The sequence below is a fragment of the Bdellovibrio sp. NC01 genome (assembly GCF_006874625.1).
GTDB lineage: Bacteria > Bdellovibrionota > Bdellovibrionia > Bdellovibrionales > Bdellovibrionaceae > Bdellovibrio.
Genome location: NZ_CP030034.1, coordinates 1,112,981 through 1,137,170, shown reverse-complemented (window position 1 = coordinate 1,137,170; position 24,190 = coordinate 1,112,981). Strand labels below are relative to the sequence as shown.

The following is a 24,190-nucleotide window of genomic DNA, read 5'->3' as shown; positions in this document are numbered from 1 at the left end:
ACCAATGTCCTTACTGGACCAACTAAAACTGACGACAGTCGATGAGCCCCGAATCGGTTATGAGAACATCCATCCTCACATCATGCTCTTCGAACGGCAGAGTCTGTTGTGAAATTTGAAAATCAAAACAGATACCCACCTTCAAACCAGAGAAGTTTTCCAAGGCTCTATCATAAAAGCCTTTTCCCTTACCCAGCCGACGGCCGTCTTTATTAAACGCTAAACCTGGAATCAACAGTCCCTGAACATGGTGATGATCCACCACTTGGGATTTCTGATCGGGCTCAAGGATTCCGAAGAAACCCTGAATGAATTGATGAACCCGACAAAACTCAAGCTCCCTGTGTTGATCGACTTCGATGGCTCTTGGGAAAATCCACTCGATGTGAGTGATCCCGAAGATCGCTTCGACCTGGGCCTCTTGAGGTAAGGCACGATATGCGCCCCACACCCCGCTCTGTCGTGACATAAAGTCACTCAGATGCTTGGAAAGCTGTTGTTGATTTTGAACAAGACCTTGCGCGAACTCTTGAGCGCAAAGAGATTTAAAATAGGAACGACATTCCTTTTTAGAGCTCCAAACAGACATGGACACTCCAAGAGTACAAACAAAGTTAGTTGTTCAAAACCTTGTTGCCTTTGGAATTTTCTAGTTCTTGAGAAAGAGCCAAAGCCTTCTCTTCGAGTTTTTCCAACTCGCGAGCTGCTTTTCTTTTCAAGAGGATAAGTTCTTCAGCAATGTTCATCGCAGTTAGTACCGCGGCATTTTGGAAGGAACCGTTTTTTGTAACGGCCATAGCTTGATTCATTTTGTTATTTACGAAGTCGACCATTTCCTGAACAGTCGCATCGTCATGAGAAGTTTTAAGTTTGTATGGAACACCAGCAATGAGGAAATTATAGTTCTTTTTCTCTGATGTCACCGTTGCACTCCAAACCAAGCTGTTGATACCGTTTAAATCCTTTAAAACTCTAGAAAAATCCTAGAACAACACTACGAAAAGTATATAGGTGTAATGAGTCTATATTCAACAGTTTATTTTTTAGTACACGTGCATATAATACCGAGATCGTTCTGTTTTTCGCAGGAAATCGATCGATGATTCGGCTTATCACTTAGATTGTACTCTTGGACGTCTTTGAAATTCCGGCGGTAAGTCGCGACAACATCATTGAGCTTCGTGTCAATATAGGAGTACTCGTCCGATTTTGTCGTCGTATTCAGCAAAAAGTTATTAATAACCTCTTGTTTGGGATTGATGCGCTGATTCTCAGTCAGTTTGACGTCCGTAACGACACCTTTGCTGTCGACTTGTTGCAGGACCAACTCGGACTCGACCTTCTTCTCACCTCTAAAGGTATTGCGCAGAATCAAATTGTTAGTCTGTTTGTCCGCGTCTTCGTACTGGATCTTTCTTTGACGCAGTTGCGATTGCGAGGTCACGAACTTTTCGTCAGCGACCTCTTTCAAACGATTCAGGTCCACTTTGAAAGACAGGCTGTCGTCCTGAAGTTCAGGAAAACAGCGCATGAGGTTTTCATAGGATACAGAGATAGGTTTTATTTTAGTCGCCCAACTCGCCGCTGGAGCTAACACAAATAAAGATGCAAGAAGGGTCCTACTAAACATTATATTCCTTTGTGTGCCTTTACGTTCTGACCCGCCTACTTTGATGTTTGCAAAGTTTTATAAGCACCTTCAAAAGCTTGAACAGTGCCCGCACCTTTAATTGGTGCCGAAATGAGATGGCGAGGATGCTCAAAGGATAGCACATCTCCTGGAGCGGTCACCCACATTTCTTTCAAATTGCCCGTTTTCGCATCAAAAAATAATGGGTAAAGATCGTTAGGCGATCTGGCATTATTCCACGTCGAGCAAATCTCTTTTGCTTGAGAAGAAGGCTCAGCAAAAGTGTTCAATTTGGAACATGCATCGAAGTTGAAACGTTGTACGAAGTCTTGGCTCCAAGCATCCGCAAGATAAAGTGCGCCATAGTTGTCTTTCTCAAGACGATTCATGTGGCGTTTCATATAGAACATTTCCCACAATAATTTCTGCTGCTCGATTTGCGAAGTGAAGTCGCGGTAAACAATATATGTTGAAGACGCGTACTTACCGTTTGAGGCTTTCACTGGTTGAATCGTCGCGACGGTTTGTAGCTGCACAACGACAGGAGCATTCGCACGCACTTGCACGAAACCTGGGTACATTGAGTTTTCAAAGCTCAATAAGTAGTTACCCTCTGGCAATTGTGTTTGGACGTTAAGGTCAAACGAAACCGCGGCATCACAAGATCCGCGTGTCGTTGTATCGCAACGAACGGCTTTTACTTTTTTGAAGACTTGGTATTCGCCAGCTTTACCCAACACTTGAATCACACCCATGCGTTCGTTCGCTTTTGGAGTTAGACCTTGTTCTTCAACCGAGTTCTGTAAAGTGCGCGCCATACGACTGTCTTGACCGTAGCCATCGTTAATGAAACGCATTTGGCCGTTATCACCACGCTCTGCCGTCAGATACATGAAATAAACTTCCCATGGAGTGAAACCACGTTTCGTTTCTTTTGTTCTTCTAACGTCATCAACACGACTTGGAACCATGCTGACTAGATCCTCATAGCTAATGCCGATGTCTTGCAAAATATAAGACGCAACTTCCAATGGTTTTTCCAAACGCACACAACCAGAACTTAAGTGGCGTTCTGACTCTGTAAATAGATTGCGTTCGTTCGTGTCATGCATGTAGATCGCGTCGCCATTTGAAAGCTGGAATTTCACCACGCCCAACGCATTGTCGTAACCAGGATTTTGTACGATCCAATAACGATTCATTTCCGCTTCATCAACAGAGCGCCAGTTGATCGATGAAGCATCAATAACTTGGCTTAATGATTTATTCATCAACACCATGTTGTGCTTATCCAAATAACGCGAATCCGCGCGAAGTTTTGGAAGTTTATCTTTATAAGCGATGCTTTCAGGCACCGTCCAATTCGGATTGATTACAATAGATGACAACGAGTCCTTCATCGTTGGCGTACGACGGAAACTTTGACCGTTGATAGTTTTAAAATAGAACTTCAACTGCCCTTGATCGGTCATGCGGAATTCAGAAGTCGCAAGATTCACGAAAATATTGCGATTATAATTTAGATTTTCAGGAAGCCAACGCAGCTTTTCCATATTTAAAGCAACGTCTTGAATACGTTGATCAATCGAAACGTTCAGTGCACGCAGCACTTCTGATTTTACACCGATCACACCATCAGCTGTCAGACCGTTCATCGCTTGGAACTGTCTTAAGGCAGCATCAAATTCTTGATCGAACAACTGTCCACCGGCATCTGAAACGTAGTAACCCATTTGGTTTAATCGCTTGCGCAGTTTCACAATCACTGGATTTTTCACACCGAGCTTCAATTGCACACCAGGAGATGTGATTGTTTCCCAGCCACCTGCGGCCTTTTGATCATAAAGCTGTGCCGTCATGTACATCAGATCACGGTAACGTGGATGAGTTGGCGCCATTTGCTCAATAGAGTTAATGAAATTTCCTGCGCCCGATTGAATCGCAGATAAAAGTCTATCGATGTTTAATTTTTTACGTTTAAACATGATATCATCATCAATCAAATTTGGATCGAAACGACCCGTAGTTAAATGAGTTGCGTAGCGAATCAATGCTTCACTCGCAAGCATTTCAAATGTCACCCACGAAGCGCGGTTGTTACTGTTGTAACCGTTTTCCATCGTGGCATCCCAATACATTCCTGGATTCAGACCGTGGCGAGCGGCACCCAACAACAGCGTACGAAGACTTGCCGCGAGTTCATTAGGACGACCATCGCTTGTGACCCAGAATGGTTGATATTGAACCTTCACATAAAGAGGACGTAGGTGCTCAGGTACGATTTGGAAATTGCCCCATGAAGGTTTAATCGGCGCACGAGCCGTATCGAAGTCAGCATTATAAAGGTAGCGAGATAATTGAATCGCTTGCTCAGTTCCAGCAACGCTATCAGCTGCATGAGAAAAGCTTGGAGCCAAAAGCGCCATGCTCATACCATAGATGAATGTTTTTTTGAGAACTGATCTTAATTGCATAGAAACCTCGCCGAGGTTCACGCTTCAATTAAGATGCCTATTGAAAGCTATTTAGATTCATTACAGCGGGCCAAGATTTAGACAAGCGCCCCATATTGGCACAGCGGTCTGTGATTTTAACGAATGTTGAGAATCCGAAGTGTCTCAAAATGAAACAAGGCCGACTTTGCAGTCGGCCTTTCCTAAACGCTACATTTTGACTGTGCTGAGGTATTTTACGATATCGATGTTTGGTGGGTATTCGATACCAACGCCCTCTTTAGGACCTGTGAGCTCTTCAAGAGAGTAATCCATACGCACGTCATAACGACGCTCTGATTGATAGCGCAACCAACGCTCTTGTGCGTACCATGCGCGCTTGTTGGCGTTATCAGGGCATGATGCTAACTCTTGCGGATCGCTTGCACCCCAACGAAGTTCAGCGCAGTGATATGGATCGAAACTCAAATTCCATAGACGCAAACGAAGCTGATCCAGATCTAAAGTCACAGGACGGCCCGACGAATTTGTGTAAGAGAACTGACACGCGCGCGATTCGTTTTGATAAATCGCAAGCATATCGCCCGGCAAATTTCTTCCACTATACACAACTGTGGGGTCACCGACTTTATAACGGTTAATCAAGTTTTGTGATTCCGTCAGAATCTCGATGTAGGCAACTTTCAAACGCGCATCACGCGAAGGGCTTGCGTAGTTTTCCCACTCGCCATCTGTGCCGAAAATATTTTTTGGTAAACGCAATGGATGTTCTTTGTTTTGCACACCCGATTTTAAAGCTGTATTAACGGCCACAACGCGGTCCTTCAAGTTGGTGCAGATATCAGCAAGGTTTGCGCGCATCTCTTGCAACGGATCGATACGCAAAGTCCCACTCGCCATTTTCACACGAACGTAGTCGTAATATGGGATCGGCTTACCATTGATCAGGAACTGACCCGCTTTCCAATCGCCCGCAGGATCGGGTTGCGTGCCATAGTATTGCTCAAGACTGTAGTTCGCTAATTGATTATTTTTCGCACCGACAATTTTTCCGCCGACATAGGCGCCATTGGAATCAACTTTCGCTCCAACCAAAGCTAATGGACGGAAATTTTTAAAACCCGCACCTTGGAACGGATTACTACGCATGAACTTTGAATTGTACATGCCGGAAGTCAGCGTGTTGTCTGGATGAGAATCGATGTAATAAATATGTCCATCATCCGTCACCTTATAGACAACAGCGACGTGACCATTCGGATCGTAAATAACTGTTCCAGGACGAATGCCATTCCGATCGAGGCGCACCGGATAAAAATCTGTGAACAATGTGCCATCAACGTCACCCATCATACGGAAGGACGCCGTATATGTAAGATCCGTAATCGTGCTATTTAAAAGACTGACTGCGTTTGGATATTTTGTTTTGAAGACATCGCCCCAACCAAAAAATTCTTCCCACGCGCTACGTCCCGCAGAACTGCGTGACAGAATATCGTAACGACCCGTCACGTAGTTTCCAAATGGCGTGTAACGAACGTCGCCGGTATTGCCTTCGACCTTACGTGCACTGATAGAACTTTCCACCGACATCGGCAGACCATTTTTCCACGCGAAGTAAGAACGCAAATAATACGGAAGATCCGCACAGTCCGCATACAATCTTAAACTCGCAGGATCAGTGCCCGCATATGGATTTGCGCCACTGCGCAAACAACCATCAACCATTTCACACTCGCGGCGCTCGACCGCAGCCCCGATACGTGCGATGAAATCTCCAAAGTTTCTTTCATCTTGTTCTGTCCATTGTGGGCGAGTAATACGCCATTCTGAACTTTGCGCAAATGCTTGCGCTGTCGAAGTTAAAAGAACAAGACCTAAAAGCCATTTCATGTAGCCTCCTGTGCTTCACTAACTTGTGTTGAATAACAAATTGACGATGGTCAAAATCTTCCTTCATTCTTCGTAGAACTTTCGTTCCATCCAGTCACGCATCTAGCAGTGAAGGTTCGCATCAATTTCTGACTCTTAATCTGAAAACTGGCAGAGGAGCCTATGAGACGATTTATTTTCTTAGTGAGTCTGTTAACCGTCATGCTATCTTCGAATCTAGCATTTGCGCTTGATAAATCAGAACTGAAAGTAGGAAAAGTTTATTACGTTTCTTATTACTATCTGAATGTGCGCTCGGCACCGACAACGGCAGATAAAAACATTGTCGGCAGTTTAAATACCAATGACCGAGTCGAATTGACAAACATCATGCCGGGCTATTCTTCCTTTGTACAAGTGCGCGTGATTTCTTCAACAGGTACGAACTTTTCTGCTGATGATACTTTCTATGTGACGAAAGATTATCTGAACGAAAATCCGCAACCGATCACAAATGCCAGTCGCTATTTTATTATTCAAAATATCGCGACAGAAAAAACGCGCGTGTACGAGCGTTGCACGGAAGCACCCAACTGCCCTCACCGTTTGGTGATGGAAACGGAAATGGTTGTGGGTCGTAACGAAGAAGGCACTGACAAAGATCGTTACGCTTATATGACTTGGTTGGGACATTCGAAGGTCGATCAGTGGGTTAAATTTTATAGCGATAGCAAACAAAGTTATCCAAGCTGGTATTCACAAAACCAAGATGTAAAATCGATTCCCACGCCCATTTCTGATAGCATGACGAAACTTTTGGGTTCACGTAAATGGGTCGTCAAAGGAGCTGATGGTAAAGACACCGTTTATGGGGCTTTCGGTTGGTATGCGGCGAAGCTTGTGCCGGCTGATGAAACTTCGGGTGTGAACTATCAGTGGATGCATGGAACAATCGGCTGGGGCAAAGATGGCGCTGATACAATCGACGTTACTCGCGGAGTTTTGATTAATATCTTTTCCAATCCAGGTTCACATGGTTGTACCCGTTTAGAAAATCGTGCGATTGCTTTTTTGCGAGCCTTCATTGCGCCGGGTACGGATGTATACCGAGTGTATGCGCGTGAATCGACGCGTGAAAAAGAAGTTGTCTCTGGTGTCTTTAAAAAGAAAATAACTCCTTATCCCCGTTATGCACAAAATTATAATAATCCTGCGCACTGGAATTACATGTTATTGACGGATGGAGCACAACAAGCCAATGGTTTGACGGCAGATGCACGTGTGATCACTGCTCGTAACATCACGGTCACTCCAGGCGTCAATCTTTTGGAAGAAGGCGTTTACGATGTCGATCAATATCCAAATCCTAATGGCTTAGATTATCGCTATGCTTCGCAGTCGGGTCGTTCGGGAGATCGTTATCGCATCGATTCGGGGAAAGAAGAAGATGCTCCGAATACGCACTTTCAGGGTTATTTCCTCGTTGATGAGGGACGCTTCATCAATTACTCTCATCCTGACGCAACAGCAGTGAAAGGGAAAGTTCACGTGAGCGGACTCCCGGATTTTATCGACTCGATTCCAAGATATTTGGAAACCGATGGCGAGCATAATCCACCGGAACCTCAGTATCCGAAGGAGAACGACCGTAACTCAGGTTAAAATGGAATATCCAACGGAAGTCTGTCTTGTCGGCGGTTCGGGCCTTGTGGGTCATGAACTGCTGATGATTTATTCTTATCTTGATCTTGTAAGCAGCGTGAAAGCGATTTCGCGCAGTCCCTTGGGTCGCATTGCCCCAAAGATCGACAATATCATTTTAGATTTCGACAAAATGGAAAACCAAACAGAAAACTTAAAAGCGAAAGTTTTCGTTTGCTGCTTGGGTTCGACAATTAAAAAAGCCGGCAGCCAAGAAGCGTTTAAAAAAGTCGACTATGATTACGTGATGAAGTTCGCGAAGATCGCAGAAAAAGTGGGCGCGCAGAAGTTTTTAGTGGTGAGCGCCATGGGGGCCAACGCAAATTCCGGTGTTTTCTATAATCGCGTCAAAGGCGAGATGGAAAGGGATTTGCGCAAGTTCAACATTCCCCAAATCGAAATCTTCAGACCGTCTTTAATTTTAGGAGAGCGCAAAGAAAAACGCACCTTCGAAGGTTTCGCGCAAAAAATCAGTCCATTCATGAACAAACTTCTGCCAGCGAAATACAAAGCAATTCAGGCCAAAGACATCGCTAAAGCCATGGCCATTGCCACTGTGAACTTTTATCCGGGATTATTCATTTACGATTCCGGCGAAATTCAAAAAATCGCGGATGGAAAATATCATCAGCACTAATAAAAAAGGCTCAGTTTGAACTGAGCCTTTTTTATTTTGAAATGTACTACAAAACTATTGGAACAAAGAATCAACGAACTCTTGAGCAGAGAACGTACGAAGATCTTGAATACGCTCACCCACACCGATCAATTTGATTGGGATCTGCAATTCTTGCGCAAGACCTACCGCCACGCCGCCTTTTGCTGTGCCGTCCATTTTCGTTAGAACTGCACCCGTTAAGCCTAAAGCATTGTGGAACTCCTTGGCTTGCATCAAAGCGTTTTGGCCTGAGTTCGCATCAAGGACGATCAATGTTTCATGTGGTGCTTCAGGGATCACCTTCGTCATCACACGTTTCATTTTTTTGATTTCTTCCATCAAGTTTGCTTGTGTGTGCAAACGGCCCGCCGTATCGACGATCACCACGTCATAACCTTGCGACTTGCCTTTTGCGACAGCATCAAATGCCACAGCACTTGGATCTGTCACACCTTCTGGTGAGAAGATTTCCACTGCGGCACGGTCCGTCCAAACTTTTAATTGGCCACCCGCTGCTGCACGGAATGTGTCCCCTGCTGCTACCAAAACTTTTTTACCTTGGCCCGCAAGTTGCGCCGCGATTTTACCAATCGACGTTGTTTTACCCGCCCCGTTCACGCCTACGATCATCAACACTGTAGGGCCCGAATCTGCGAAACGGATTTTTTCAAGGATACCGTGATTTGAAGAAGCCGAATGTGAACCTGCGAAGATGTTTTTAATTTCTTCTTTCAAAGTTTCACGCACAAGATCGTAGTCGGCGCGCTCTTTCTTTGAAAGTTTATCTTCAAGTGCCGCCATCAAACGTTGCACTGTGATCGGACCTAAATCGCTCGTGTATAAAATCTCTTCGATTTCATCCAAGTGTTTGTTGTTCGATTCCGATTTAAACAAATTGCGAATACGACCGAAAAGATTTTCTTCTGTCTTTTTCAAAGCATCGCGCAAATCCACCGCTTGAATATCAGAAACGATATTTCCCGTTGAATCCGTGTGCGCCAGAGTTTCATGTGAAGCCTCTGCTTCCGCTTCCGCAGCGGTTGCAGGTTCAAGAACTTTCTCTTTGGCCTTTTCTTCTGGCGGCAAAAGATCGCGTTTAGCTTGATGTTCTAACTCTTTTTGTTTTTCACGACGAAGTGTCTTGATGAAGCTCAAGAAGATCGCGACAAAAATGATCGTCAAAAGAATGGCAGCGATACCGAAAAGAATTTCGATTTGGCTTTCGTGACTGGGTGACATGGCCCCTCCAAATAAGCTCCTCTTGTAACTTATTTGCTCGGGGCTGTGAACGAGGTCGTTGGTTGATATTATGCGTTATTGGCGAGAAAGCAGCCTAATGTTGCGCCATTCTTCGACGTTGGACTTCTTCTTTATAGAAATTGCGTTCAAAGCGACGGTACGACTCTAAGCGGACCTCAGAACCTAACAGGTCCTTCATGCGCGCCAAAGTTTGATTTTCAAAGATATGCATCTTATCCAAGCCCTCTTTGATAAAGTCCGGATGGATTTTAGATTTGCGATCCAACAACTCTTTCACCAAGGCATTTGAAGCCGACAACACTTGCAAAGAGCGGTCTTCATCAATACGCCATGTTTTTAGCAAATAGTTCGCTGTCGCTTTATAAAGTTTTTGTTGGAATTCGTTATCCAAATAAATCTCGGGATAGTTGCGCGTATAAATCACCGAGTCCGTATAAGAGTCTTTCAACTCTTCCGCCTGCGGAGGATTGAATTTGCGTTTTTCTAAGTCATCCTGACGTTTCTTAGCTTCAGCCGCGGCAATCGTGCGCAGTGGAGCTTTGTCAGAGCTGACTCTTTCAACGGCCACTTGGCTGACAAAATAAACCAAGGCTCCCATGGCAAGACCGGCTGTTGCCCAACGCATTTTTTCGGCTTTGCGTTTTTTCATCAAATCGACAGGTTTCGCGGTATTGTTCACGCTTGATTGCGACAATGTTGCGACACGACCATCGATGGCCTCTTGAATTTTATGTTCAACTTGCTCTGAAATCGTCGACCATTGTTTGGTATCCATCACCTGCACGATTTCACGCTCAACCAACGAGTGGATTTCTTTAACCATCGTCGCTTTTTTACAAATCAAATCGTCGAGAAGATCTTGTTCCATCTTATGCAGACGTTTTGACATCTCGATGCGCATTTCTTCAAGGCGCACTTCTTCGGATTTCATGATTTGTGATTTTTCTTTTTCTAGCTTTTCATTCAAGAAGATCTTTTGGCCATCGTATTCTTTAAATAGATGGGCCTTCTTCGCTTCAAGATCATGGATATCCATCGCTAAATGAGCTTGCTGTTGCTGCTGCTTTTCTAAAGCAGCTTTATGCTCCGCTTTCAAAGCTTCCATCGTTTTGGCGTGCTCTGCCTGGATGCGATCTTGATTTGCTTGATGTTCTGAAGAATTCTTTTCTTGCAAAGCGGAATGCTCGGTTTGCATTAGCGCCACGGCAGCTTCATGTTCTGCTTTAATGCGCGCTTGATTTTCTTCGTGTTCAGCAAGTACACGTGATTGAAGTTCATCGTGCTCGCGCTGAATGCGTTCTTGCGTTTCAGCGTGGTCTTGTTGAATGCGTGCATGCTCGACTTCTAATTGTGCATGCACCGTTTTTAATTCTTCATAGCGCGCAGTCAAGTCCGTCAAAGCTTCACTTTGTTCCGTCAAAGTTTTGCTGGTCTCTTCTTGTGAAGCTTTGACAGTCGCAAATGCTTCACGTGCACTTTCCAATTCTTGATTGGTTTCACGCAAAGACTGTTCAAGAGTTTGCAGAAGCTCTTTGTCGGATTTAACTTTATCTTGGATTTCGTTCACTTGAAGTTTTGCGAACTCAACAGAACGATCGGCGTTTTCTTGAGCTTTTTTAACTAAAGCTTCTGCTTCAACCTGGCCACTTGCACGAGCGGCTTCAAAAGCTTCAACTTTCAATTTTTCAGCCTGCAAAGTGGCTTCCGCCGTCAAGTTTTCGACATCGGCTTTGGCTTTTTGTTTTAGATTTTGAACATAGACGTCAACTTCTTCACGCAGCTCTTGCGCCATCGTGCGCGCTTCAGCAAGCAACGCGCGACCTTGTTGTTGGAAGTCCGTCAAAATAGCGTCAGCCTCTTTATGGGCTTCGGCCATACGAGTTTGATAATAGATATCGGACTGCGCTTGCGCATCACGGGCTTTTTGATAAATAACCTGCACACGTTTTTCGGCCTGAGTTTCACCTTCAAGAATAATTTGTGCCGCTTTACGTTTTGCTTCGTGCAGAATTTTTTCAGCTTGAAACGGTGCCATCGCTGGAGGTGGCATCGCAACAGTTTCTTCAAAGCCTGAAGGGGTTGCAGAAGCCTCCACTGGCGGTTCACGCTCTGGTGGAAGTTCTGGCAATTCTGGTTCGGGTTGAACTTCTTCCGTCTGCAAATCAATGAAGAGAATATATTCTGATTTACCAAGTTGAATTCTGTCGGAATTTATCACGTTCACAGGTGTGCCTTGAACGATCTTCGTTCCATTCAGAAAAGTCCCATTTGATGAGTTCTTATCTTCAATCCAAATCTGATTCCAACGGCGACTCACCACAAGATGCACACGACTGATTAAAGACTCATTCAAAGAGATATCACAATCCAAAGATCGGCCCACCGTGAACGAATCCTTGTTCACGACTTTCGTGAGAATCTGATCTTTGCGATGAATTGTGATCGTAAACGTATTCACTTTACAAAACTCCGCTTATTAAGACACACGAGCTACCGACGTTGCCGCCGTGGCTGTGGCCTTACCTATTTCCTTGTTTAAAGCATCTTCCGCTAATGCCTCTACCGCATCACGGTGTTCATCAAATGGTCTTTCGTGTTCTGGATAATTATTGTTGTCACTTCTGTACCACAAAAGATCCAAAGCACTTTCAAAACGATCAATCATAGAAACGTAAGATCTTTCTGGGCTTAACAACACATTCGTGATGTGTGACGCCAAAGAAAAGATAATACCCGCGATAGAAGTTCCCATCGCATACGAGATCTCATGAAGGAAACGATCCATGATGTTTTTTGTGTTCTCTAAATCTTGTAGATTCATCGAACCCAATTCTGACAAACCGCCAGCGATACCGATGAAGGTACCCAAGATACCTGCCACAACGAACAAACCCGGCAAGATCGAAATCAAGTCGTTCAAACCTTCCATTGGCAAGACGCCAAAGACGCGGTTAAAACATGGGTTGTGTTGGAACGTCGCTTTGGTGATGTTCAAAAGTTTTGGAGTTTCCTCTGTCCACTTTAAGAACTTCACTTGTTTCAAGATATCTTTTACAAGCCATGCACAACCTTGGCGAACTAGAAAAACCCTATCACTCACAGCCATAATGGCGTCAGGACGGCGTCGTTTCATACGATCGCGAATCTCAAAGACTTCATAATAGGTGCGCTCAAGGGTCTTCTTCGCCAAAACATAAAAAGACACATCTTTAACTTTGCCTGGCACTTCGGAATCGATAAAGCGATTCACACGCTTTTCAAATTCTTTCGAAAACCATTCGTGGCGACGAACAGTGTAGTAAATCATTGCACGGAAAAATAAACCGGCAAGGAATACTGCTGCCATGACGTACGGGAGAATGAGGATAAAATACTCTGCTGCTATCTTCTTATTCACAACCCACCACCTTTATTTCTTTGCATCCATGCCGAAGCGGATGATTACCCGCTGAGCTTTCTTACAATCGTTTTGTTTACAAAATTCTGCTGCCGTCGCGACGTTACGATTCTGAACTTTCATAACCTCAAGAAACGAACGACCAGACACTTTCATACGTGCGAGCAAATCGTGTTGATGCTCGAACTTCAAATTCTGTTCATCCAACATGTAACTGAAGATCGCGTTCGCACGGCGGTAACTTAAATCCATGTTGTATTTCAAAGCTTGCTTGTCTTCAGGTTTATTGCTGTGTGGATCAACGTAACGACCTTGATAAGTCGGTGACGCGAAACCAATGATCTCTACCGCAGAAATTTTTTCGGAAACTTTTGGATTACCGAATAACGAGCGTGAATAGATCGGCATGGCTTTTTCAAGCACACCTTTCATCTCTGTTTTCAAACGATCCGAGTCGCTTTCAAAGTACGCTTGACCGAAATCAAGAATCACATCACCCGTCTGCATATCGATATCGGCCTTGATACCTGCTTTTGCGAAACCTTTTTGGATTTCACCGGCTACAGATTTACGTGCTTCGATTTCTGCTTTCGCTTTTGCAAGTTGTCCTTGAGTGGCGTTCAAAGCGCCCTCTGTCGATGCTAACTTTCCTTGTGTTGCTGCCAAAGCACCGCGAGTCGAATTCAATTGTCCTTCCATATTAGACAACTGACCTTTTGCCTGCGCGAGCTGGCCTTGAGCTTGACCAAGTTGTCCTTTCACTTGACCTAGCTGACCTTGGGCCTCGCCCAATTTTCCTTGCAGACCCAATGCTTCGCCTTCTTTCTGCGCGAGCAATCCTTGAGTCTTTTGCAACTCTCCTTGAGTTTTACCTAATTGAGCATTGGCCTGATTTAACTGCGCTTGATATTGGGCATTAGTGTTCGATAACGACACCACTTTTTGGTGCGCTTCATTGCGAACTTGCGCCATTTTTTGCTCGAACAAGCCTTTAGCAATTTTGTTTTGTTTGTAAGCCGCACGAAGTTCATTCAAACGCTTTTGCAAAGCTTGGCGAGTTTCTTGGATTTGTTGTTCACCCATAGCAATCGCTTCTTTTTTGGCCTGAATATCCTTTTGTAAGCCTGTGATTTCCTGTGCTTGACCTTCGATTTCGACGTCTTGGTCTTTAATCAAATCATCACGATTGATGATTTTTGATTTCGCCATTTTATTGGCGTTAAGCACGTTGCGCACCATTTGTTGGTACTTATTAAGTGCCTTCACTTTCTTTTCGTTTTCTAGTGCTTCCTGCACTAAACGATCTTTTTCGTTCTTCGTGTCTTCTTGAAGTAGCGTAAGCTTATCCATAAGCTCTTGATACTCCTGCACTTCGTCCTTGGGAGCCTGGTTAGCCATATAATCATTCTTCACCGACTCATACATTTTGAGTTGGTGCTCAAGCTCTTCGACTTGCATCGTAAGCTTTTGATTCTCTACCTGACTGCGCAAGGCGTCCGTTCCCGTTCTGAGACTCGAAACTACATACAGCAAAAGGAAGATTGTACTCAGACCTAAGAACAAGTCTGAATACGAAGTCCAGAAGCTGTCTTGAGAATGACTTGCCTTGTGTTTTTCATAGTTAAACGCCATAACAAACACACCCCACCTGCAACCAAGAATAACAGGGATGCCAAAAAAGCGTCTGACTCAAAAACAGAATCTTGTAGATTTCTTTTGGTGGAAATGTCGAAATTTTTTACGAGTCTGTGAAGGATCGAAAAAGATACGTTTTATTTTTTTGGAGATCGTAAATCTTTTTTCCAAGGACAATGCCTGCAGCCACTTTGGCAGCAGTGCCCCCGTTTTTCATGGAAGAGCTCTGTGAAAACCAAGTACCCCGTTGCGGGATCTATATAAGAGTCTTCACCGCGTTCAACCGCACGATCATGAAGCTCTTTGATTTTCTTGTCCTGAGAATTTTCCAATTAACAGTCCTACCTTATACAACATGAATAGACGTCATACTCCGACAGAGCCGGAGTGAAGACAGATTACTGTGTAACTGTCGAACTTTCAACCTTGCCTTGTTGCCCTGGAGCTGGCGCCATTCGACATTGCACACCCAGCGCCGAATACGTCTGACCAATAAAAGTCTGTGCATCGATCGTCGCTGTGAAGCGCGCATTCGCGGCCGTCGGCGAAGCATCGCTGCCGACAGCGATATTAAAGTCGAAAGCAGAATCTTCAGCGATAGTCAGACTCGACACTAAGGATGCGATCGAAGGTGCCGAGGAGGAACCCGCTACCGCCGAAGAAGAAGTGGAATTTATTGTAGAAGATAACGATGCCAGCACTGAACTTATTAAGTCGGCGTGACCGATTTGTTTAAGGGGTTGCAGTTGCTCATTGAGGGAATATAAATCAACGGCCACACCGCCTGAAACATTCCTTTGCAGAGTAAATTTAAAACCCATCGCTACTGTTGGTAACGACGAAGTTTGTTGATCTGCGGCGGGCTGATAGATGCACTTCATAATCGCATCTTCTTTAGGTCGGTCTTGAGGGGCATTGTTAGAAGATGCTGAAGTCGCCGCGTTTACAAACGGCATTAACAGAAAACTTAAAGCAAAAGACAACAACATCACCCGAGCTATGAACCGTGCCGACATAAGATTCTCTCCAGTTAACGTTTCTGCGCCATTGCAGAACTAGGTTCATCTTCGCGAATGAACATGGAGAAAACATGGAAATCAACTTGATCCATAAGGATGTATCAATAATGGAAGCCGTAATTTGTTATTTCGAGGAATTATTTCTAAGCAGCTTAGACTTTAGAAGTGATATCGGAAAGTTTCACTTTAGAGAGGTAACTCATGGAGCTTGCTTCCATGCCGTCAGCGACTTCGCTGAAAAGTTTCGAGATCGAACAGCTCACTTTACAGAGCTTCTGCGGTTCACTCTCGCGACAGTTTACAAGGGCTTTATCTGACACCGCTTTATAGATGTCTTTTAAAGAAACCTCTTTCGCTGTTTTTGCGATACGCACGCCACCAGCTTTGCCTTTGAAAGATTCCACTAAACCGGCATCAACCAGTTTCGCCAAAAGACGACGAACAACTGTTGGGTTTGTACGAATGCTTTCAGCCAGCTTTTCCGACGTCATCAACTCCCCTGCATGATATGCAAGGAGGGTCATAATATGGACTGAGGCTGCGAACCGTTGATCTAACATGCTTAAGAGTATAGCCCATGAACCAATAAGAAACAACATCCTGACAATAGGCCGCCATAAAACCGTTTTGGACCCTTTAAAATTGTGAAAATCACTTAAATGTATCTTTTATTGTTGCATTTAACCTTGCCAAGTTCGATATTGTATCCATATTAGTCACATTAAAGGAGACGATTCCAATGACACATGCAAAGATCCAAGAAGCTCTAGAATGGCGCTATGCCACAAAAAAGTATGACGCCAATAAGAAGATTTCAGCTCAAGACTGGAAGACTCTAACGGAGTCCTTAGTTCAAGCCCCTTCCTCTTATGGTATTCAGCCTTGGAAATTCTTGGTGGTCGAAAACCCTAAAATCCGCGAGCAATTGAAACCCGTGTCATGGAATCAAACGCAAGTGACGGATGCGAGCCACTATGTGGTCTTCGCTTATAAGGCGGAAATCGATGAAGCTTTCGTTCAGAAATACATCGATCGCATCGTTGAAGTTCGCGGCGTCCCTGCGGAAGCACTGAATGATTATAAAAATATGATGATTAATAACCTAGCTAAGGGCCCGGAGGAAAAGATTAACGTTTGGTCTCAACGCCAAGCTTATATCGCGATGGGATTCCTGCTAGAGACGGCAGCATTATTGAAAATCGACGCCACTCCAATGGAAGGCTTCGACCCTGCCGCCTACGATAAAATATTAGGTCTCGAAGGCACAGGCTGGAAATCTGTTGCCACTGTTGCTTTGGGGTACAGACACTCCGAAGATTCTTTCCAAGCTCTTAAAAAAGTCCGCTTCGCTGAAGAGCAATTAATTCAGTACGTAAAGTAGACTCCTCCACACAAAGCCCGGTGCAATTCCTCCTGCACCGGGCTTTTTCTTTTTCTCATTCTTCAAAATTAAATGGTTCATCGTTGTGCGAGGGATTCGCAAAAGGCAGAGCTGCACCTTAGCTGCTTCGGCACGCCATCCGGGCTCAATCGTCGCCAATGGCCTTTGGCCATTGGTTCGCGCCATCGTGGCGCCGACGAAGGCCTCATACGCTAAGGCACATCTCTGCCTTCTGCGAATCTTTGCCTTCGATGAATTTGTTTTTGAAAAAGAGAAAAATTAAAATCTGGGTATGAGAGATGGCGGGTGTGGAGTTCTATTGGTGTGTGGATGGATGCTTTGCATAAGTGTGGACAATGTCTTGAATTAAAAAGTCGTAAGAATTAGGCTTTTTTGCGAATGGTTCAGGTGTTGGCTTTTATTCTTCAAGTGCAGTGTGGGTTTCAGACGATTGGGTCTGCGACCGTGAGTTATGGTGATGTTGTCTTTGTCACTGCTGAAGATCGTTCGACTCCGCAAGTTGCGTTTTTTCAGACTTCTTTGAATCCTTCACAACCGCATCCGTTTTGTGCGCCTTTGAAGAATGGGCTTGCTTCTGGAAATCCAGTGATGCTCGACATTGATCTTCACAGCAAACAAGTCGTTAAAATCGAATAACCTGCTGTTCTATCTGGATGTGCTTTTAAGAGCGTAATCTGACATCTCGCTCTGGTCCTCGCTTTACAGTCTTATTTAAGCAAAATAGGCTCGAAGGCTAAGGAGACTCCTATGAAAATTCATCTTGCGGCTTTTGCTTTCACTTGCTCTTTGTTTCAGACATCTTACGTATTTGCTGCACAAGCCCCTTTGCCGAAGCTGACTCCGGCGCAGAAACAACTCGCGCTTCTTACTTGGCAGTCGCAAAATCTTTCAATTGCTATCGCCGATGCGCTTGCGCAGGAAATGAAGATGCCTCCTGCGAACCTTGATAATGAATTAGGTCAACGTTACGGAGCTATGACAAAAATTCTGAGTGCCGCAATTGAAGCTCAGCACTGCGAAATTAAAAATGTCTCTACGGGTGATGAGGATGGTTGGCCTTATGACGTTCATCAGATTTCAGGGGCTCAATGTCCTGTTTCTTATTCGATGTCGGCAAATAAAAAAGACGGCCTTGTGACTTCTTTGAAAGTAAATCTTCCTGAATACCAAGAGCTGAACGATGCTGTTGGCTCCGAGTTGTCTTTGGTTGATCAAAAAGGACAGGGATTTTTTATTTCGAAGAGCTTGGGAAAGATTCCTTACTCGGTAATCAACGTCACAGGTAATAACCAGGTGACATCGATTCAAACTGTCGAGTTCCCAGGATTCACGGCACAAGTCAGTGCTACGACCAACATCGGTTCCAACGCTGAAATATCCGATGGTGAATACACTTTGAATGGAGAACGTCTAAGCCAGGACGAGGTCGACACGTTCTTTCATCTCTACCCGGCTTTTGATCTTAGATCTCAAAGTTCTCCATCACTTTAAAAAGAAGTTCTTTGAGCTTCTTTTTGTCGGCAGAGCTGATACCACTTAACATCTTTTCTTCGTTTTCAAGATGCAAAGGCATGATCTTCTCAAGAAGTTTCGTGCCTTCTTTCGTTAAGCGGATGTACTGTGCGCGGCGGTCTTCAGAAGAGTATTCTCTGACCACCAAGCCACGTTCTTCAAGACGATCAATGCGATTCGTAACTGATCCCGCCGACACCAAAACGTGCTTCACTAATTCAGACGGAGTCATCCCCGCTTTGGGACTTGAGCGATATAAGGTTACGAGCACCCCAAAAGTTGCTGAATTTAGATCGAACTTTGCATAAAGCTCTTCCGTTCGTTTTTCTAATTCAAAAGCACAACGTAAAGCTGCCAAGATGAGCATAGCATCTTGCATGTCCCAATCCGGGCGTTTGTTTTTCCAGTCTTCCGATATTCTGTTAAAAAACTCGTGATAGTTCATAAAGATACTTTAATAGTAAATATTTTAACGTCAAATCAATTTAAACGCCTCCCTATCAGACTTATGGTCGTATTCCTATAATGTACTTTGACGTCAAACTATTCTATGTCAAACTATCTTCAAGGAGGACATTATGTCTCTAAAAAAGTATCTTCACCTCTTTATCGCTCCCCTTGTAACGATGACTTTGACTGTTCCCGCTTTGGCGAAACAATCTTGGCCGCCTGAAGCGAACGACATGCCGACTTTACGGGTCGCCCGCCCTACAAATGACATGGACAAAGTTTTGAAATTTTACCGGGACGGTTTAGGGTTTGAAGTGATTTATAAATTCAACGCGCACTTAGGATTTAACGGAGTCATGCTTGGTAAGAAAGGCGCCCCCTACCATTTTGAGTTCACTCAAAAAGTGGGACACCAGGTGCCAGCGGCGCCATCGCAAGATAATCTGATTGTTTTTTATCTTCCCGATACGACAGCCTATCAGGCAGCTTTAAATCGCATGAAGAAAAATGGTTTCAAACCAGTGACTTCGTTTAATCCGTATTGGGATCGTGGTGGCGTGACTTTTGAGGACTTCGAAGGATATCGAGTTGTATTCTATAACAACTCTTGGCCGATGTAGTTTTAGCTTTGTGAATCAAATCTTGTCGGGGCCTGCGTGGGCCCCGATCGGAACTCGTTAGAAATTAGAAGCAATGATATGTATCTTTGCCGTTTAAAAGAACTTCGCCGTTGTGGCCTGGGTTGAAAACGGACCATTCAATAGCGATTGTGTTGCCATCTTCAAGAACGATTTCCATGCCTTTTACCGGATTTGGTACGCCAGCAGCGGCAACTTTCTTAAATGTCGCTTCAGGAGTTTGGCTCCAATCAACGTTGTATAATGAAGCACCAACAACAGTTCCTGAATCAACAATGATGTCCATCATCAAATCTGAATTTGAATTGTTAGCACATGTGATTGAGGTTTTAGTTCCTGCAAATGATGACAATGAAGCGAATGTGATCGCTGTAATAACTAGGGATTTCATGGGGGATTTCCTTCCGTTTATTGTTCGCGCGGGAAATTATCAGAACTGAACTAGAAACGGAATATTAGAGCGCCAATCCTAACAAGACCCTGAAAAAAAGCAAAACCCTGATGGCCGGAAGCCACCAGGGTCGTTTTAAGCGTCAATATTTTGAACGGCTTACTTGATGTCTTGTAGAGACACGGAAACCATCGTCGATACACCACGCTCTTGCATAGTCACGCCGTAAAGTTTCTTCGCTACTTCCATCGTGTGTTTGTTATGCGTAACAACGATGATTTGCGAACGTTTTGCCATCTCACGAACCAAGTCGTTGAAACGGAATACGTTGGCGTCATCAAGTGGCGCATCAACCTCATCCAGTAAGCAATATGGAGAAGGTTTCACAAGGAAGATCGAGAATACTAACGCTACCGCAGTCAACGCTTTCTCACCACCCGACATCAAAGACACGTTTTGAGTCTTTTTGCCTGGAGGGCGTGCGATGATTTCGATACCCGCTTCAGTTTTTTCTGTCTCTTCAACAAGTTCCAACCACGCTTCACCACCACCGAATAGTACTGGGAATACGCGAGTGAAACGTTCGTTAACCAAGTCGAATGTTTCTTTGAAACGTTTTGAACAGATTCTGTTGATACGATCGATAACTTTACGAAGTTGTTCTTTCGCTTCCGTCAAATCTGCGTGTTGTTTCGTCAAGAACTCATAACGAGTTGCTGTTTCTTCGTACTCTTCAATCGCTGACAAATTAACTTCACCGATTTTCGCCAATTTCTCGCGAAGATCTTTTAGTTGAGCATCAGCTTGCAAGAAGTCGCCTTCTTTATTGATGTACTTCTCGATAACGTCCGGAAGGTTCAACATGTAACGTTCGCGGATAGAATCGATCAAGTACTGCTCTTTCATCTTAGCTTGTTCAAGCTTCAATTGAGAGTCGTTCATTTTGTGCTGACGTTCATTGCGTGCACGTTGAGAAGCCGAAGCTTCGTCTTCGATAGCGCGAATTGATTCAGACATCACTTCGTATTCGTCTTTTGTGCGAGCTGCTTGCAATTTCAATTGCTCAACTTCATCCAAAAGGCGTTCGAATTCGATTTTCTTTTCTTCCAAAGTCACTTGGCTCTCAGTCATTTGAGAGTTGTAGCCTTCAGCTTCTTCGCTCATACGAGCTAGTTGCGCTTCAAGGTCTGCCAATGACTTCGTCACCATTTCAAGCTGTCTTAGAACACCCGTGTATTCTTGAGTTTTAGAAGCTGATCTTACTTGAAGATCTGTCACTTCAGCTTGAAGACCATCAAAGCCCAAACGAACAGAGTTCAATTCAGAGTTCAAAGTTTCGACTTCACCTTCAAGAAGAACTTTCTTCTCGCGAGCTTCGATCAAAGCTTGGTTCAACTCTTCCATTTTCTGTTCTTGAACTTCAAGTTGCTCAGTTAGTTTTTTAACTTCGCGTTCTTGGCGTTCAACCGCAGCTTGTGCGTTTTGAACTTCGTTTTCCGCGCGCTCAAGGTCTTTTCTCAATTCCGCAACTTTGATCTCTTGATCCATTTTGCGTTTTTGAGCACCTTCGAAATCGTTCAGAACGTTCGCCAATTGCTCTTCAACTTTTTTCAAAGTCATTTGAGCCAATTTCAATTTACCAGCGTATTCGTCTTTTTTCTCTGACAACTCTTTGATCTCACGGCGACGTTTTAGCATACCTGAATCAGCAGATTCAGATGAACCACCCGTCAAAACACCGTCAGCAGTCAAAGTGTCACCGTCAAGAGTCACGAATGTCCAACCAGTGTACGTCGCGCGAAGATTCAAAGCCGTGCGGATTGAATCGACGATCGCAACACCGTCCAACATATAAGTGACTGCGTTTTGGAATTTATCAGCCGCTTTAACAACATCTTTCAAAATAGCTTGCACACCATTTTGACCGATTGGAGCTTCAGAACGGTTGTAAGCCAAAACTTGATCGTTCGCAGACATGAAGCTTGAACGACCTGATTTTTGTTCTTTCAAATGAGAAACAGCGTCTACAGCAATGTTTGCATCAGAAGACAAAAGCATTTGCAGGCGTGAGCCCAATGCCGCTTCCATAGCCACTTCGTACTCAGCTGGAACTTCAACCACTTCAGAAACTGGTTGGAAGTGAGTGACAACTGAACCGTCAGCCATCAACTCTTGAGTGCGAGTTTTTTGCCACAACATCACTTGCTTCACACCTTCTTGGAAACCTTCGAAGTTGTTTTGCAAATTTTCAAGACCGTACAAACGTGAAGCCACTTCATTCAAAGAATCTTTGAATGATTCAACTTCAGCTTTTTTCTCGTTCAATGAATCAGTAAGGATTTTTTTATTCGCTTCGAATGAATCAACGTCAGAAGCCAAGTCCAATTGCATTTGGCGTTCTTTATCAAGTTCGTTCGTCACTTTTTTACGGCGCGCTTCGAACTCAACTTGTTTTTCACGAAGTTCGTTCAACACTTGTTGTTCGTTGTCTTGACGATCTGTCAAATCAGCGATTTGTGCTGACAATGAATTTACACGAGCATCCAAAGAAGACTCTGATTGACCCACAGCGAACAATTCGCGGCGTTTTGTTGTCAAATCTTCATCAACAGTTCCAATACGAGAGTTGAAGTTTTGGAAGATGTCGTTTTTCTCTGTGAAAGTTGCTGTCAAAGTTTCAGCTTCTTCTTTCAACTCAGTCACTTGTTCTTCAAGAGCAGCTTTGTCGCGAGCAAGCAATTCTTGGCGCGCTTGCTGTTCTTGCAAGATCGTACCAGTCATTTGTTCGTTACGACGAGCTTGTTCAATTTCGAAACGAAGTTCTTGAATCTCCATCTCTTTCTTTTGAACAGTGCTTTGTTTTTCGAAGTGAAGAGTTTGGTGTTCTTCAACCATTTTCTCTTTTTCAAGGATTTGAAGTTTCAAAACTTCCAATTGGCCTTGAAGAGTAGAAAGGTTCGACTCACCTTCGATTTCCATGCTTTGTGCTTCGTTGAAGATCGCTTGCGCTTCATCAGCCGCACGCTTCAATTCAACGTACTGAGCCGTCGACACCCACAAATCCAAATCTTCGATTTGGTTTTTGATGTTACGGTAGCGTTCTGCACGTTGTGCTTGTCTTTGCAATGAATCGATTTGGCGTTTTAATTCACCGATGATGTCTTGCAAACGCACCAAGTTTTGATCTGTTGAAATCAACTTACGTTGTGATTCTTTTTTACGAGCTTTGAACTTCGTAATACCCGCAGCTTCTTCGATAAGCATACGACGGTCTTCAGGTTTCGCAGTGATGATCTTACCGATCATACCTTGAGCGATGATAGAGAAACCTTTAGAGCCCGCCCCCGTATCCATGAAGATCTCTTGCAAGTCCTTCAAGCGAGCTGGTTCTTTATTGATGAAGTATTCACCTTCACCGTTTCTGTGAAGACGACGAGTCACCATGATCTCTGCGTGTTTGATGTATTTAGCTGGGAACGCGCCACCATCATTTTCAAGGGTCAAAGAGACTTCACACATACCAAGTGGAGCGTAACCTTCAGCACCACCGAAGATAACGTCTGTCATTTGCGACGCACGAAGATCTTTCGCTGATTGGTCCCCCATGACCCACATCAACGCATCGACGATGTTCGATTTACCGCAACCATTTGGTCCGACGATACCAGTGATACCAGCATCAAACTGGATAACTGTACGATCCTTAAATGACTTAAAACCTACGAGTTCAATTTTCTTAATTCTCAAGGTATATTCCCCTCATAACGATCAAGCCAAAGGTCTAGCTAGACCAAAGGCCATTTCAATCTCGCCACGTTCGTTATTTATGTCAACCATAGCGTTTTAAAAGAAGGCGATTCGCTGAAAACTTAAGCAGATCTGTCTATACTGGCGCAGTCGCGTCAAATACTTACTTTTTCTTTATGCGTCATGAATGAGTCTTGAGGCGGCCTTGATCCCACGAAGAGTAACTTTCTAAATCAGGAGGTTGCCATGCAATATAAGAAAATAGAGATCGAGCCTGTCGCGCAACGCCGAGTTGTTACAGGTGCCGAAATCGCTTTCAAAATCATGCTGACATCAATGGTCTTCACGATTCTTGTTACCTACTTTGTGAAATAGTCGTCTTGCGTTTTGCGCTCAGTTCGGAGCGTTTTGCTCCGAACTTGGCA

At 44.2% G+C, this 24,190-nt stretch carries 22 protein-coding genes; 8 read left to right on the top strand and 14 right to left on the bottom strand.

Annotation, left to right across the window (positions count from 1 at the left end; translation table 11 throughout):
* Positions 1 to 22 precede the first annotated feature (22 nt).
* Positions 23 to 589 carry a 5-formyltetrahydrofolate cyclo-ligase gene (locus DOE51_RS05470; RefSeq protein ID WP_246845398.1) on the bottom strand — a complete coding sequence of 189 codons (567 nt, stop codon included), beginning with the start codon at positions 587 to 589 and terminating at the stop codon, positions 23 to 25.
* A gap of 25 nt (positions 590 to 614) precedes the next feature.
* On the bottom strand, positions 615 to 923 hold the full coding sequence (locus DOE51_RS05465) for a cell division protein ZapA (protein ID WP_142695555.1): 309 nt from the start codon (positions 921 to 923) through the stop codon (positions 615 to 617).
* Between the two features lie 206 nt (positions 924 to 1,129).
* On the opposite strand from DOE51_RS05465, the gene DOE51_RS19145 reads away from it, so the two are divergent.
* Positions 1,130 to 1,594: a hypothetical protein gene (locus DOE51_RS19145; RefSeq protein ID WP_168196392.1), complete on the top strand. Its 465-nt coding sequence runs from the start codon at positions 1,130 to 1,132 to the stop codon at positions 1,592 to 1,594.
* 71 nt (positions 1,595 to 1,665) lie between these two features.
* Here the strand turns inward: DOE51_RS19145 and DOE51_RS05455 are convergent, their stop codons facing one another.
* Positions 1,666 to 4,104 carry a murein L,D-transpeptidase gene (locus DOE51_RS05455; RefSeq protein ID WP_142695553.1) on the bottom strand — a complete coding sequence of 813 codons (2,439 nt, stop codon included), beginning with the start codon at positions 4,102 to 4,104 and terminating at the stop codon, positions 1,666 to 1,668.
* A 189-nt stretch (positions 4,105 to 4,293) separates the two neighbouring features.
* A complete protein-coding gene (locus DOE51_RS05450; protein WP_142695552.1) occupies positions 4,294 to 5,976 on the bottom strand; it encodes a hypothetical protein in 1,683 nt (560 codons plus the stop codon).
* 162 nt (positions 5,977 to 6,138) lie between these two features.
* On the opposite strand from DOE51_RS05450, the gene DOE51_RS05445 reads away from it, so the two are divergent.
* The gene (locus DOE51_RS05445) at positions 6,139 to 7,617 is read left to right on the top strand and encodes a L,D-transpeptidase (RefSeq protein ID WP_142695551.1); all 1,479 of its coding nucleotides are present in this window, start codon (positions 6,139 to 6,141) and stop codon (positions 7,615 to 7,617) included.
* Position 7,618: 1 nt separating this feature from the next.
* A complete protein-coding gene (locus DOE51_RS05440; RefSeq protein WP_142695550.1) occupies positions 7,619 to 8,293 on the top strand; it encodes an oxidoreductase in 675 nt (224 codons plus the stop codon).
* A 54-nt stretch (positions 8,294 to 8,347) separates the two neighbouring features.
* On the opposite strand, the gene ftsY is transcribed toward DOE51_RS05440, so the two are convergent.
* The 7 genes from ftsY to DOE51_RS05405 all read right to left on the bottom strand — a co-directional run bounded on the left by ftsY (position 8,348) and on the right by DOE51_RS05405 (position 16,185).
* Positions 8,348 to 9,553 carry a signal recognition particle-docking protein FtsY gene (gene ftsY, locus DOE51_RS05435; RefSeq protein ID WP_142695549.1) on the bottom strand — a complete coding sequence of 402 codons (1,206 nt, stop codon included), beginning with the start codon at positions 9,551 to 9,553 and terminating at the stop codon, positions 8,348 to 8,350.
* A gap of 94 nt (positions 9,554 to 9,647) precedes the next feature.
* Positions 9,648 to 12,032: an FHA domain-containing protein gene (locus DOE51_RS05430; protein WP_142695548.1), complete on the bottom strand. Its 2,385-nt coding sequence runs from the start codon at positions 12,030 to 12,032 to the stop codon at positions 9,648 to 9,650.
* 18 nt (positions 12,033 to 12,050) lie between these two features.
* Entirely contained in the window at positions 12,051 to 12,920 is an 870-nt protein-coding gene (locus DOE51_RS05425; protein ID WP_142695547.1) for a hypothetical protein, read from the bottom strand.
* Between the two features lie 63 nt (positions 12,921 to 12,983).
* Positions 12,984 to 14,603 (bottom strand): microtubule-binding protein, encoded by a 1,620-nt coding sequence (locus DOE51_RS05420; RefSeq protein WP_142695546.1) that lies wholly within the window; start codon positions 14,601 to 14,603, stop codon positions 12,984 to 12,986.
* A 140-nt stretch (positions 14,604 to 14,743) separates the two neighbouring features.
* Positions 14,744 to 14,938 carry a DUF5522 domain-containing protein gene (locus DOE51_RS19425; RefSeq protein ID WP_142695545.1) on the bottom strand — a complete coding sequence of 65 codons (195 nt, stop codon included), beginning with the start codon at positions 14,936 to 14,938 and terminating at the stop codon, positions 14,744 to 14,746.
* 66 nt (positions 14,939 to 15,004) lie between these two features.
* Complete coding sequence (locus DOE51_RS05410; protein WP_142695544.1) at positions 15,005 to 15,622, bottom strand: hypothetical protein; 618 nt, start codon at positions 15,620 to 15,622, stop codon at positions 15,005 to 15,007.
* 155 nt (positions 15,623 to 15,777) lie between these two features.
* The gene (locus tag DOE51_RS05405; protein WP_142695543.1) at positions 15,778 to 16,185 is read right to left on the bottom strand and encodes an Rrf2 family transcriptional regulator; all 408 of its coding nucleotides are present in this window, start codon (positions 16,183 to 16,185) and stop codon (positions 15,778 to 15,780) included.
* 179 nt (positions 16,186 to 16,364) lie between these two features.
* On the opposite strand from DOE51_RS05405, the gene DOE51_RS05400 reads away from it, so the two are divergent.
* From DOE51_RS05400 to DOE51_RS05390, 3 genes are all read left to right on the top strand, one after another.
* Positions 16,365 to 17,006 carry an NAD(P)H-dependent oxidoreductase gene (locus DOE51_RS05400; RefSeq protein ID WP_142695542.1) on the top strand — a complete coding sequence of 214 codons (642 nt, stop codon included), beginning with the start codon at positions 16,365 to 16,367 and terminating at the stop codon, positions 17,004 to 17,006.
* 408 nt (positions 17,007 to 17,414) lie between these two features.
* Entirely contained in the window at positions 17,415 to 17,663 is a 249-nt protein-coding gene (locus DOE51_RS05395) for a hypothetical protein (protein WP_142695541.1), read from the top strand.
* 111 nt (positions 17,664 to 17,774) lie between these two features.
* Positions 17,775 to 18,518: a hypothetical protein gene (locus DOE51_RS05390; RefSeq protein ID WP_142695540.1), complete on the top strand. Its 744-nt coding sequence runs from the start codon at positions 17,775 to 17,777 to the stop codon at positions 18,516 to 18,518.
* Here DOE51_RS05390 and DOE51_RS05385 read toward each other — a convergent pair.
* Positions 18,490 to 18,984, bottom strand: a complete 495-nt coding sequence (locus DOE51_RS05385) for a MarR family winged helix-turn-helix transcriptional regulator (protein WP_142695539.1) — start codon at positions 18,982 to 18,984, stop codon at positions 18,490 to 18,492. The genes DOE51_RS05390 and DOE51_RS05385 overlap by 29 nt on opposite strands.
* Positions 18,985 to 19,117: 133 nt before the next feature.
* Here DOE51_RS05385 and DOE51_RS05380 point away from each other — a divergent pair, with 133 nt between their 5' ends.
* Entirely contained in the window at positions 19,118 to 19,609 is a 492-nt protein-coding gene (locus tag DOE51_RS05380) for a VOC family protein (protein WP_210415569.1), read from the top strand.
* Between the two features lie 64 nt (positions 19,610 to 19,673).
* On the opposite strand, the gene DOE51_RS05375 is transcribed toward DOE51_RS05380, so the two are convergent.
* Both DOE51_RS05375 and smc read right to left on the bottom strand, forming a co-directional pair.
* Positions 19,674 to 20,018: a hypothetical protein gene (locus DOE51_RS05375; protein WP_142695538.1), complete on the bottom strand. Its 345-nt coding sequence runs from the start codon at positions 20,016 to 20,018 to the stop codon at positions 19,674 to 19,676.
* A 159-nt stretch (positions 20,019 to 20,177) separates the two neighbouring features.
* On the bottom strand, positions 20,178 to 23,765 hold the full coding sequence (gene smc, locus DOE51_RS05370) for a chromosome segregation protein SMC (RefSeq protein ID WP_142695537.1): 3,588 nt from the start codon (positions 23,763 to 23,765) through the stop codon (positions 20,178 to 20,180).
* Between the two features lie 246 nt (positions 23,766 to 24,011).
* Between smc and DOE51_RS19355 the strand changes: the two genes are divergently transcribed.
* Entirely contained in the window at positions 24,012 to 24,140 is a 129-nt protein-coding gene (locus tag DOE51_RS19355; protein WP_256373176.1) for a hypothetical protein, read from the top strand.
* Positions 24,141 to 24,190: the final 50 nt, after the last annotated feature.